Raw genomic sequence first — 11,791 nt, forward strand, 5'->3', positions numbered from 1 at the left:
GTCGGTTTAGGCTGGACAGGTGCCCGATTTCACCACAGCCCCCGTCACCGACCCGACCGCGCAGGAACTCCTCTGGGAGTATTTCCACAGCCGCGAGTTGAGCTTCGTCGGCGGCGAGTACTCCATCTCGTTCCCGGCTGCCGAACAGTTCGATCCGCCCGCTGGAGTCTTCGTTCTCGTTCATGACGGCGATCGCGCCGTCGGGTGCGGCGGCATCCGCCGTCTGAGCCCCGAACGCTACGAGGTGAAGCACCTCTTCCTCCGCCCGGAGACGCGCGGCAAGGGCTGGGGCCGTGAACTCCTCGCCGACCTGGAACGGCGTGCGATCGAGTTCGGGGCCACAGAGGTGGTGCTCGACACGAACGCCACGCTCACTGCCGCCGGAGGGCTGTACCAGTCGATGGGCTACGCCAGCGTCGAGCCGTACAACGACAACCCGAACGCCACGAACTGGTACCGCAAGGAACTCGTTCTCTGACGCCGGTCTCAGACCAGGAGCGGGTCTGGCAGGCCTGTTCGCACTTCCATCGGCAGGTGGCCGAGGTCGTTGTGGGTGAGCAGCGTCCAGGGCCGGCCGGGCTTGCGCTGGATGATGGTGAGGCCGCAGTGCGCCTGGTCGAGAGTCATCCACCGCCACGCCGGGGCGCCGAGGACCTCGCGCACGAACCAGGCGATGACGAAGTTGTGGGTGATGAGCAGGTCGTGGCGGTCACCCTTGCGCGGAGCAAGGAACTCGGAGACAGCGTCGGACATCTGGGCGGCTCCCGCATCGATCTCGGCCTCGGTCACCGACCCGAAGAACGGCGCGTACGACGACGGCATCTCCGGGGTGCGCCCGGTCGGGACACAGTCCATCAGGAGGGCGCTGGGCTGCGACTCGATCGACGGCATCCGTTCACCGATGATGCGAGCCGTCTCCGACGCACGCTGCAGCGGGGAGTGATAGGCCGCGGTCATCGGGAGACCGCCGATGCGTTCGGCGAGGAACTGGGCCTGGCGCCGTCCGCGGGCGGAGAGCGGGCCGTCGCCCATACCGTGCTGGGCGTCCTGCTGCTCACCGTGGCGGACGAGATAGATGTACTGGGACACGAGAGTCACTCCTGGTGGTCCTCGCCGAATCCGGCGAACACGTCATCATCGACGGCTCCGACGGCGGCGAGGGAGAGAGGGCGGGAGACGAGGTCCGCGGCGAGTGCCTGGACCTCGGCGGCGGTGACCAGCGCGAGCCTGCGAAGGCTCTCGTCGAGGTCGATGAATTCACCGAGGGTGATCTCGGCGCGGCCGAGCCGGGACATCCGGGTATCGGAATCTTCGAGTGCGAGGGCGGATGCTCCGGACAGCTGGCCGTTGGCGCGCGCGAGTTCTTCGTCGGTCACGCCGTCTGCTGCCAGCCGACGCAGCTCGGACAGCATGAGGTCGGCGACCTGGCGGGCCTTCGCCGGGGAGCATGCCCCGTAGAGCCCGAAGACTCCGGCGTCTGAGTACGACGCACCGAAGGAGTACACCGAGTAGGCCAGCCCGCGCTTCTCGCGGATCTCCTGGAACAGCCGCGACGACATCCCGCCGCCGAGGATGGAGTTGAGCACTCCCATGGTCAGCCGTCGGTCGTCGGATGCCGCGAGGCCCGGGAATCCGATCAGCACGTGAACCTGTTCGATCGGTCGGGTCTCGACCGAGAGGTGAGACCGCCTGGTGACGGTCGATTCGTCCAGGCCGCGACGTTCGACCGGACGCGCCGTCACCGAGAGGTCCCAGCCGGCCGCGACGAGTGCATGGGTGACGTCGGCGACGAGGGCGTCGTGGTCGACAGCCCCTGCCGCAGTGATGACGAGGTCCTGAGGACGGTAGTTCTCGCGGTAGTGCGCGTGGACGGCGTCGCGCGTCGCCTGCCTGATGGTTTCCGGTGTGCCGCCGATCGGTCGCCCGAGGGCATGGTCGCCGAGGACGGCCTCGAAGAGGTTCTGGCTCGCGACGTCTGCCGGGTCGTCCTCAGCCATCGCCAGCTCTTCGAGGATGACGCCGCGTTCGGTTTCGAATTCCGTCGGGTCGAGGAGGGACGAGGTCAGCATGTCGGCGATCACGTCGACCGCCATGGCCAGGTCGCGGTCGCGCACCTTCGCGTAGTAGCAGGTGTGCTCCTTGGCGGTGAGCGCGTTGTGCTCTCCGCCGACCGAGTCGAAGGCGATCGCGATGTCGAGGGAGGTTCGCGTCGGGGTTCCCTTGAAAAGCAGGTGCTCGAGAAAATGGGTGGAACCGTAGCCGGACTCTCGGGCAGGCGATGCGCCGATGGCCGGCGTTGCGGGCAGCTCGTCGCGGGATCCGACAGCGACCCAGTAACCGAGCGTCGCGCTGCGGCTGCCCGGGACGTGTTCGCTGAGGATTCGAACGCCGCTCGGCAACACCGTCCGGCGGACGAGTGCATCGCCGGATGCAGCAAAGGACAGCTCGGCAACATCGAGCGGAAGGTCAATGGCGCCGTTCATCCCTTCCACCCTACGGCAGAGGGACGACACTGTCGCACGCCCGTCCGGGGGCTTGCGCCCTGATCGGCGCGGTCGCGTCAGACGCGAGCGGCGCGTTCGAGCTCGACGAGCTGGCCACGGGTGAGGCGGATGGCCGGGGATGCCACGAGGGCGTCGATCTGGTCGGCCTGCGACGCGCTCGCAACCGGGGCGACGACCCCTGGTTTCGCCAGCAGCCACGCCAGTGCGATCGATGCGACGGGGGCGTTGTGCTCGGCAGCGACGCCGTCGAGGGCGTGCAGCACCCGGAGTCCGCCGCGGTTGAGGTGACGCGCAACCCTCGCACCGCGAGTTGAACCGTCGAGGTCGGACCTGGATCGGTACTTTCCGGTGAGGAAACCGTTCTCGAGCGCGAAGTAGGGCATGACGCCGAGCCGCTGACCGCGGCTGACGAGCCCGAGGTCACCTTCGAACGGCTGGCGGTGCAGCAGGCTGTAGTGGGTTTCGAGCGCTTCGAGCCGCGGGTAGCCGGCCGCGCTGAGGATGCGGGCTTCGACGAGACGTTCGGCGCTGAAGTTCGACGCACCCAGGTGGCGCACCTTGCCGGTCTCGATCAGCCACTGTGCTGTGCCGAGGCTGTCTTCGAGCGGAACCGAGCGGTCGTCGAGGTGGAAGTAGAGCAGGTCGATGTGGTCGGTCTGCAGTCGCTCGAGGCTCGCCTCGACGGCCCGCACCATGCTGACGGGGCCGAGGCCGGGGTTGTCGGGGTGGTTGCCCACCTTGGTGGCGAGCACGATCTGGTCGCGATTGCCCCTGCGCGCCATCCACTGGCCGATGATGTGTTCGCTTCGACCGGCCGAGTAGCTGTCTGCCGTGTCGATGAAGTTGCCGCCGAAGTCGTAGTAGCGGTTGAGGATCGCGGCGCTGGCGTCGACCTGTGCCGTCCAGCCGAAGACACTCGTGCCAAGGGCGAGCGGGAAGACGCTGAGGTCGGTCTCTCCGAGCGGTCGCCTGATAGCGGTGCCGAGACCTGCGCTGTCGCCCATGACCGGGATCGGTGACGATGGGTGTTCCTCCGGCGGGCTCACCGGCCGCGCCGCGCGCCGCGGGGACTGCGGACGACTGTCGTCTGAGGGGCCGGCATCGGGCTGGTCTGCTGCGAACAGGCGAGGCATCATCCTCGACATCCGATCACCCACTTCGCCCGTAATTTCGCGGGATGCGAGAGACTCAGCGCCCCCGCACCTGTGGCCAGAATATGCCAGAGGACCGACACCGACTGACCGCACCGGCGTCAGCGAAGCAAATAGTTCATAACGATTTGGTATCCAGGTTCCTGGCGTCCGCACGACGAGCCCGGCGGATCACCGAACGGGCGTTCCTGAGCACCGGTTCATCGACCATCCGCCCATCGAAACGGAACACGCCCGCGGCGTTTTCCGCCGCCGCCAGGACCGCTGTCGCGTCCGCGATCTCCGCCGCCGTCGGGGCGTATCCGGCGCGGATCGTCGCGACCTGGCCCGGGTGGATGCACGCCGTCGCGGCGAAGCCGGAGGCGGACGCATCATGGACTTCGTCGGCGAGACCGGCGAGATCGGCGATGTCGAGGTAGACCGAATCGATGGCCGCGACGCCGCCGGCACCTGCGGCAAGGAGGACGGCCGAGCGGGCATGGACGGCGAGCGGACGATAACGCCCGTCGGCGCGCCGACTCGCCGTGCCCCCGAGCGAGGCGACGAGGTCCTCGGCTCCCCACATCAGGGCGACGGTGGACGGATGGGCGGCGATCTCCTGCGCGGCGAGCACGCCGCGCGCCGTCTCGCACAGTCCGATCACGCGGAAACCGATGCCGACGGCATCCACGTCTGCAGCGCTTTCGGTCTTGGCGAGCATGACCGTGCGATAGCCGGTGGGAGCCAGCGCGGCGAGATCAGCGTGGAAGTCGTCGGTCCCCGCCGGGTTGAGCCGCACGATAGTCGTCGCCGGGTCGAGCGGATGCTCGGCGACCGCACGCCGCGCGGCGGCCCGGTCAGCGGGAAGGACGGCGTCCTCGAGGTCGAGGATGACGGCATCCGCCCGCGCCGCGGCCTTCTCATACCGGTCGGGGCGGTCTGCCGGACAGAACAGCAGGGCTGGGCCGAGGTCGAAGTCGGTCACGGTGCGGCGTCCTTGCACCAGATCAGCGTGTTCCGCACGGCTGTCACCACGACGACGTCGTCCTGGTTGCGTCCGGTGTGCTCGAACGTGACGATGCCCTGACCTGGGCGCGAGCCCGAAAGACGCTTGGCGCGGACCACCGTCTCGGAGTACAGCGTGTCCCCGTGGAAGAGCGGCGCAGGAAACCTGACCTCCTCGAAACCGAGGTTCGCGACGATCGTGCCCTGGCTGAGCTGGGCAACCGACGCGCCGACCACCGTCGACAGGGTGAACATCGAGTTCACCAGTCGCTGGCCGAACGGTTGCGTTTCGCTCCACGCCGCGTCGAGATGAAGCGACTGCGTGTTCATCGTCATGGTCGTGAAGAACACGTTGTCCGCCTCGGTCACCGTGCGGCCGGGGCGATGGAGGTAGACCGCATCGAGGTCGAACTCCTCGAAATACAGACCACGCTGCTCGATCCGCCTGCGCTCGCCAGCCATGGACTCTCCTTCTCCAGACACGTCCAGCCCTTCCCTCGCCACAGCCTAGGCCTCGAAGCCCAGCTCCCTGGCGATGATCATCAGCTGCACTTCGCTCGTGCCCTCGCCGATCTCGAGGATCTTCGAGTCGCGGTAGTGACGCGCAACGGTGTTCTCGTTGAGGTAGCCGTACCCGCCCCAGATCTGGGTGGCGTCCCTGGCGTTGTCCATGGCCGCCTCGCTGCCGACGAGCTTCGCGATGGAGGCTTCCTTCTTGAATGGTTTGCCTGCCAGGAGAAGCGATGCTGCGTGGTAGTACGCCATCCTCGCAGCGGTCGCGCGGGCTTCCATCCGTGCGATCTTGAAAGCGACGTACTGGTGGGAGCCGATGTTCTTGCCGAAGACGTTTCGCGTCGAGGCGTACCGGACCGCTTCGTCGACGCAGCCCTGGGCGGCGCCGGTGCAGAGCGCGGCGAACGCGATGCGTCCTTCGTCGAGGATCTTGAGGAAGTTGGCGTAGCCGCGGCCACGCTCGCCCAGCAGGTTGGCCTCGGGAACCCGCACGTTCTTCAGGGTGAGCGGGTGGGTGTCCGAGGTGTGCCAGCCGACCTTGTCGTAGGCGGGCTCGACCGTGAAACCGTCGATCGGCGTCGGGACGAGGATCGTCGAGAGCTCCTTCTTGGCGCTTCCGTCTGCCCGCTCGCTCTCACCGGTCACGGCAGTGATCGTGACGAGCCGGGTGATCGGCGTGCCGGAGTTGGTGATGAACTGCTTCGTGCCGTTGATGACCCATTCGCCGTTCTCCAGGTGGGCGTTGGTCTTCGTGGCGGACGCGTCTGATCCTGCCTCCGCCTCCGTGAGGCCGAACCCGGCGAGCGCCTCGCCCTTCGCCAGCATCGGCAGGAACTGCTCGCGCTGCGCGTCCGTACCGAACCGGTAGACGGGCATCGCGCCGAGGCCGACACCGGCTTCGAGGGTGACTCCGATGGACTGGTCGACCCGGCCGAGCTCTTCGACCGCGAGGCAGAGGGCGAAGTAGTCCTGGCCCTGGCCGCCGTACTCGGCGGGGAACGGCAGACCGAACAGGCCCATCTCGCCCATCTGGGCGATGATCTCCATCGGCAGCCGACGTTCGGTGTCGTAGGAGTATGCGGCGGGTGCCACGACGGTTGTGGCGAAGTCCCTGACCTCGTCGACGATCTTCTGGTGGGCTTCGGTGAGTTCGGTGTTCATTCGGTGTCTCCTTCGACAGTCGAGAGTTCTGGCTGAGTGGTCGGGACGAGGGTGGCGACGAGCTGGTCGAGCTTCACGAGGTCACCGGCGGCGACGTGGATGGTGACCTCACCGGCGACGCTCGCCGTGAGTTTGTGCTCCATCTTCATGGCCTCGACGACGACGAGCGTGCTGCCTGCGTCGACCGTCGACCCGGTGGTGACGTCCACACTGATGACGGTGCCCGGCATCGGTGAGCGCACCTCGGGGCTGTGCGGGGAGGCGGCCCGGGAGATGAGCGCGAGCCTGGCGGCCAGCCGGTCGGCCCTGGTGAGAACGGGCAGCTCGACGGTGTACCCGGAGTCGGACACCCAGACGGATGTCCCGGCGTGCACGAGGCGGAGCATCCGAGTGCCGCTCCCCCAGCTGAATGCGTGGACGATGCCGTCGACGGCCCGGAGCGACGCCCCCTGTGCCTCACCGTCGTTGACGCGAACGGATGCCGTTTCCGGGCCCCAGAGGACGGAGGCCGTCGCGGTCTCGCCTCCGTCGAGTGCGAACGTGTACCTCGTCGGCCGCGGATTCCCCAGCCGCCAGCCGCTCGGCCGGGACCAGGGCGAACCGGTCGACGCCGCTTCGCGTTCTGCATGCAACAGGAGGGCGGCAGCGGCGAGGAGCTCGTCTGTGGGTCGCCGAAAGCGGAGGTCAGGCAGCCGACGATCGATGAGGGACGTGTCGAGGTCGCCCGCTCGCACGGCGTCGTCGGCGAGGAGGAGTCGCAGGTACTCGATGTTGGTGCGAACGCCGAGCACAGTGGTTTCGGCGAGCGCCCGGTCGAGGCGGCGGAGAGCCTCTGCTCGGTCGGCGCCGTGCGCGATGACCTTGGCGAGCATCGGGTCGTAGTCGCTGCCGATGACGAGTCCCTGCCGAAGGGAGCTGTCGACGCGGATCCCCGCTCCTGCCGGCTCCTGCAGTTCGACGACGGTGCCTGTCGCCGGCAGGAAGCGGCGCTCGGGGTTCTCCGCGTACACCCGCGCTTCTATGGCGTGGCCGGTGAGCGTGACGTCGGACTGGGCGATGGAGAGTGGCTGCCCGGCGGCGATGCGTACCTGTTCCGCCACCAGGTCGAGGCCGGTGACCTGCTCGGTGACGGGGTGCTCCACCTGGAGCCGCGTGTTCATCTCCATGAAGAAGAACTCGTCGGGGCGCTCAGCCGACACGAGGAACTCGACAGTGCCCGCTCCGGTGTATCCGACGCTCTCGGCGACACGACAGGCCGCCTCGCCGATCCGACGGCGGGTGTCCGCGTCGAGCAACGGAGACGGTGCCTCTTCGATGACCTTCTGGTGGCGGCGCTGCAGGGAACATTCACGTTCGCCGAGATGGATGACGGTGCCGTGGCTGTCAGCCAGAAGCTGGACTTCGATGTGCCGGGGACTCGGGATCAGCCGCTCGAGGAAGAGGGTGTCGTCGCCGAAGGCGGCAGACGCGACCCGTCGCGCCGTGACGAGCGCAGCGTCGAGGTCGGCCGGGTCGTGCACGGCGTGCATACCCTTCCCTCCTCCGCCTGCTGACGGCTTGATGAGCAGCGGATATCCGACCGCGGTGGCGGCTTCGGCGAGGTCGGCGTTGCTCAACCCTGGCCGGGAGTCGCCCGGGATGACGGGTACACCGCTCGCGGCCACATGGTTCTTCGACCGGATCTTGTCGCCCATGACCTCGAGCGCGTCGACGCCGGGGCCGATGAATACGATCCCTGCGTCGTCGCACGCCCTCGCGAAGGCGGCGTTCTCGGACAGGAAGCCGTAGCCGGGGTGGATCGCGTCTGCACCGCTCGCCCTGGCCGCGCCGATCACGGCCGCGATGTCGAGGTAGCTCTTCGCGGCAGAGGCCGGGCCGATGCGGATCGCGCTGTCGGCATCCGTCACATGCTTCGCGTCACGGTCTGCTTCGCTGTACACGGCGACCGAACGGATGCCCAGTGTACGGAGAGTGCGAATGACACGGCAGGCGATCTCGCCGCGATTGGCGATGAGGACGGTGCCGAACGGTGGGGTGTCGATGTCGGTCATCTGGTCACATCCTGAACAGGCCGAAGGCCGAGTCGGGCAACGGGGCGTTGGCACACACGTCGAGTGCGAGACCGAGGAGGGTGCGGGTGTCCGCCGGGTCGATGACGCCGTCGTCCCACAGCCTGGCGGTCGAGTAATAGGGGCTGCCCTGGTGTTCGAACTGTTCGCGGATCGGGGTCTTGAACGTCTCCTCGTCCTCGGCCGACCACTCGGTGCCCGCACGTTCGTGCTGTTCACGCTTCACCGTAGCGAGGACGCCTGCGGCCTGGGGTCCGCCCATGACGGAAATCCGGGAAGCCGGCCACATCCAGAGGAATCGGGGCGAGTATGCCCTGCCGCACATCGAGTAGTTGCCCGCGCCGAACGATCCTCCGATGACGACGGTGAGCTTGGGCACGCGTGTGGTGGCGACGGCCGTGACCATCTTGGCGCCGTGTTTGGCGATGCCGCCCGCCTCGTAGTCCCGGCCGACCATGAAGCCGGAGATGTTCTGGAGGAAGATTAGGGGGATGCCGCGTTGGTCGCACAGTTCGATGAAGTGCGCTCCCTTCTGTGCGGATTCAGAGAACAGCACGCCGTTGTTGGCGACGATGCCGACCGAGTGGCCGTGCAGTCGGGCGAAGCCGGTGACGAGGGTGGTGCCGTACTCCTTCTTGAACTCGTGGAACTCACTCGCGTCGACGAGACGCGCGATGACTTCTCGCACGTCGTACGGGGCCTGCACGTCGGTCGGAACGGCCCCGTAGAGCTCATCGATCGGGACGAGCGGTTCGCGGCTCTCGACGATCGACCAGTCCGGTTCGGATGCCGGCGGCAGCGTCGAGACGATGTCGCGCACGATCGAGAGGGCGTGGGCGTCGTCTTCGGCGAGGTGGTCGGTGACGCCGGAGACCCGGGCGTGAACGTCACCTCCACCGAGTTCCTCCGCGGTGACGATCTCGCCGATGGCCGCCTTGACCAGCGGAGGGCCGCCGAGGAAGATCGTGCCCTGCTCGCGCACGATGACGGTTTCGTCGCTCATCGCCGGGACGTAGGCACCGCCGGCGGTGCACGAGCCGAGAACGGCCGCGATCTGGGGGATCTTCCGTGCGGAGAGCTGGGCCTGGTTGTAGAAGATGCGGCCGAAGTGGTCGCGGTCGGGGAACACCTCGTCCTGCATGGGCAGGAACGCGCCACCGGAGTCGACGAGGTAGATGCATGGGAGCCGGTTCTCGAGGGCGATCTCCTGGGCGCGGAGGTGCTTCTTCACGGTGAGCGGGTAGTACGTGCCGCCTTTGACCGTGGCGTCGTTCGAGATCACGAGGACCTGGCGACCGTGGACGAGGCCGATACCTGCGATCACTCCGGCTCCCGGACTGGCGTCGTGGTACATGCCCGTCGCGGCGAGGGGCGCGATTTCGAGGAACGGGCTGCCCTCGTCGAGGAGTTCGTCGATCCGCTCCCTCGGCAGGAGTTTGCCGCGGGAGACGTGGCGGTGGCGAGCTTTCTCGGGACCGCCCTGGGCGGCGACAGCGAGGCGTTCACGCAGGTCGGCGACGAGCTTGCGTTGCTCCTCGTCGTTACGCGCGAACGAATCGCTCGACGGAGAGACCGACGAGATCAGTGTCTGCATTGACATTCCTTGTGCGCTCGAGGACGCTGACCAACTCGGTTAGGCGTCACTAACTGACGATAAGGTTAGTACGAGCTAACTGGAAAGTCCAGCACGACAGCGACGGGCGGCGTGACGCATCCCGATACCCGACTTGAGGACGTGGGTCGGGTCGGTTACGATGCACTAACTGACGTCATCGTCACGATGAATTCACCCCACACCGTCCCGCTTCGCTTCCAATGGAGGACGCCATGGCCGATGACACCCAGCTCGCATCACGACACGACACCGACGACACCTCATCACTTCGCCTGGGCAGGAGCGAGGCCAAGGCACAGCGCCGCGAAGCACTTCTGAGCGCCGCAGCACGGCACTTCGCCGATCGCGGGTTCAACGGCGTCTCGATCGAAGACCTCGGGTCTGCGGTCGGCATGAGCGGCCCTGCCGTATACCGGCACTTCGAGAGCAAGCAGGCGCTCCTCGCAGCGATCCTCATCGATGTGAGCCGCGAACTCCTCCACGGCGGCACCGAGGTCGTCACCCGAGCCCCAGGCGGCGAACTCGCACTGCGGGCTCTGGTCGAATTCCATGTGCGTTTCGCGCTCGCGAACCCGGACGTGATCCGCGTGCAGGATCGCGACCTCGACAGTCTCTCCGACGACGACCGCCACACCGTCAGAACCCTCCAGCGCCGCTATGTGGAACTGTGGGTCGGCATCCTCCAGCGGATGCAGCCCGGCGTGGACGTCGCCGTTCTCAGGATCCGAGCACACGCGACGTTCGGGCTGATGAACTCGACGCCGTACAGCGGCCATGAGCTCCCCCACGACGCGCTCCGCGACGTTCTCGAACGAATGGCGCTGGCCGCACTCCGGTAATCCCGCCGCTCCTCCTGCGGGTCGGGCACGTTTCTCACCCTCCGACCGCTTGGATGGTGGCATGTCACCGCGCATCCTCGTCTCCGGCCCCGTGTCCTGGAACCAGCTCGTCTCTGTCGACGAGCTTCCGGCCGCTCGGGCGCATACCCTGTTCGCGCGGGGTTCGTACGAGACGCTCGGGGGAACATCCGCGGGCAAGGCGCTGAACCTCTCAGCTCTCGGGTGCGATGTCGTGCTACACACCCTCGTCGCTCAGGATGCCGTCGGCGAGCGCATCCTGGCGACGCTCGTGGGCGCCGGGCTGACTTTCGTCGCCGAGGATGCCGACGGGGCGTCGGAGCGCCACCTCAACCTCATGACGCCTGCCGGGGAGCGACTGTCCATCTACCTGAGCACGCCCACACCGCGCGTAGACCGGGCTTCGGCCATCGAGCTCGCGACGAGTTCGGACATCGCCGTGCTCGACCTGGCGGAATCGTCGCTCGCGCTGATCGAACCGGTGCGGAACGCCGGGATCGAAGTCTGGACGGACATCCATGACTACGACGGCGTGAACCCGTTCCACCAGCCGTTCATCGACGCGGCCTCATACATCTTCATGAACGCGGACGGCCTCCGAGACCCACTCGAGTTCATGCGCGGGTGTATCGCCGGTGGAGCCAGGCTCGTCGTGTGCACGCTCGGCGCAGACGGAGCGATGGCGGTCGACGACGAGTTGGCTGTTCACCGGGTTCCAGCTGCTCCGGTCGAGATGATCGTGGACACCAACGGCGCCGGGGACGCGTTCTTCGCCGGTTTCCTGGCCGCACACCTTGGCGGGGCTTCGATCGAGGATGCCCTGTCGGCGGGTGCGCTGCAGGCATCCGTCGCTCTGGGGTCACGGCATCTGACGCCGGCACTGGATGCCGTAATCCGAACACAGATGGGCGAAGCCGAATGAATGACGATCGCGGGT

11 protein-coding genes are annotated in these 11,791 nt (G+C 67.4%); 3 read left to right on the forward strand and 8 right to left on the reverse strand.

Annotated elements, in window-relative coordinates; genetic code table 11:
• Positions 1–19 precede the first annotated feature (19 nt).
• Positions 20–478 carry a GNAT family N-acetyltransferase gene (locus AC1M0F_RS06655; protein WP_480237439.1) on the forward strand — a complete coding sequence of 153 codons (459 nt, stop codon included), beginning with the start codon at positions 20–22 and terminating at the stop codon, positions 476–478.
• An 8-nt stretch (positions 479–486) separates the two neighbouring features.
• On the opposite strand, the gene AC1M0F_RS06660 is transcribed toward AC1M0F_RS06655, so the two are convergent.
• The 8 genes from AC1M0F_RS06660 to AC1M0F_RS06695 form a co-directional block, all read right to left on the reverse strand.
• Positions 487–1,089, reverse strand: coding sequence for a histidine phosphatase family protein (locus AC1M0F_RS06660; RefSeq protein ID WP_480238432.1), 603 nt, complete (start codon positions 1,087–1,089; stop codon positions 487–489).
• A 5-nt stretch (positions 1,090–1,094) separates the two neighbouring features.
• Positions 1,095–2,483: a M16 family metallopeptidase gene (locus AC1M0F_RS06665; RefSeq protein WP_480237440.1), complete on the reverse strand. Its 1,389-nt coding sequence runs from the start codon at positions 2,481–2,483 to the stop codon at positions 1,095–1,097.
• A 77-nt stretch (positions 2,484–2,560) separates the two neighbouring features.
• Positions 2,561–3,508, reverse strand: a complete 948-nt coding sequence (locus AC1M0F_RS06670; RefSeq protein WP_480237441.1) for an aldo/keto reductase — start codon at positions 3,506–3,508, stop codon at positions 2,561–2,563.
• Positions 3,509–3,773: 265 nt separating this feature from the next.
• Positions 3,774–4,619 (reverse strand): HpcH/HpaI aldolase/citrate lyase family protein, encoded by an 846-nt coding sequence (locus AC1M0F_RS06675; RefSeq protein ID WP_480237442.1) that lies wholly within the window; start codon positions 4,617–4,619, stop codon positions 3,774–3,776.
• A complete protein-coding gene (locus AC1M0F_RS06680; protein WP_480237443.1) occupies positions 4,616–5,101 on the reverse strand; it encodes a MaoC family dehydratase in 486 nt (161 codons plus the stop codon). The genes AC1M0F_RS06675 and AC1M0F_RS06680 overlap by 4 nt, the downstream gene beginning before the upstream one ends.
• A gap of 45 nt (positions 5,102–5,146) precedes the next feature.
• Positions 5,147–6,313, reverse strand: a complete 1,167-nt coding sequence (locus AC1M0F_RS06685; RefSeq protein WP_480237444.1) for an acyl-CoA dehydrogenase family protein — start codon at positions 6,311–6,313, stop codon at positions 5,147–5,149.
• Positions 6,310–8,364: an acetyl/propionyl/methylcrotonyl-CoA carboxylase subunit alpha gene (locus AC1M0F_RS06690; RefSeq protein WP_480237445.1), complete on the reverse strand. Its 2,055-nt coding sequence runs from the start codon at positions 8,362–8,364 to the stop codon at positions 6,310–6,312. Before AC1M0F_RS06690 ends, AC1M0F_RS06685 begins: the two co-directional genes overlap by 4 nt.
• Positions 8,365–8,368: 4 nt before the next feature.
• The gene (locus AC1M0F_RS06695; protein ID WP_480237446.1) at positions 8,369–9,976 is read right to left on the reverse strand and encodes a carboxyl transferase domain-containing protein; all 1,608 of its coding nucleotides are present in this window, start codon (positions 9,974–9,976) and stop codon (positions 8,369–8,371) included.
• Positions 9,977–10,209: 233 nt separating this feature from the next.
• Here AC1M0F_RS06695 and AC1M0F_RS06700 point away from each other — a divergent pair, with 233 nt between their 5' ends.
• Positions 10,210–10,836, forward strand: a complete 627-nt coding sequence (locus tag AC1M0F_RS06700) for an SACE_7040 family transcriptional regulator (RefSeq protein ID WP_480237447.1) — start codon at positions 10,210–10,212, stop codon at positions 10,834–10,836.
• 61 nt (positions 10,837–10,897) lie between these two features.
• Entirely contained in the window at positions 10,898–11,776 is an 879-nt protein-coding gene (locus AC1M0F_RS06705) for a carbohydrate kinase family protein (protein WP_480237448.1), read from the forward strand.
• Positions 11,777–11,791 lie beyond the last annotated feature (15 nt).

The sequence above is a fragment of the Mycetocola sp. Y719 genome (genome assembly GCF_056713205.1).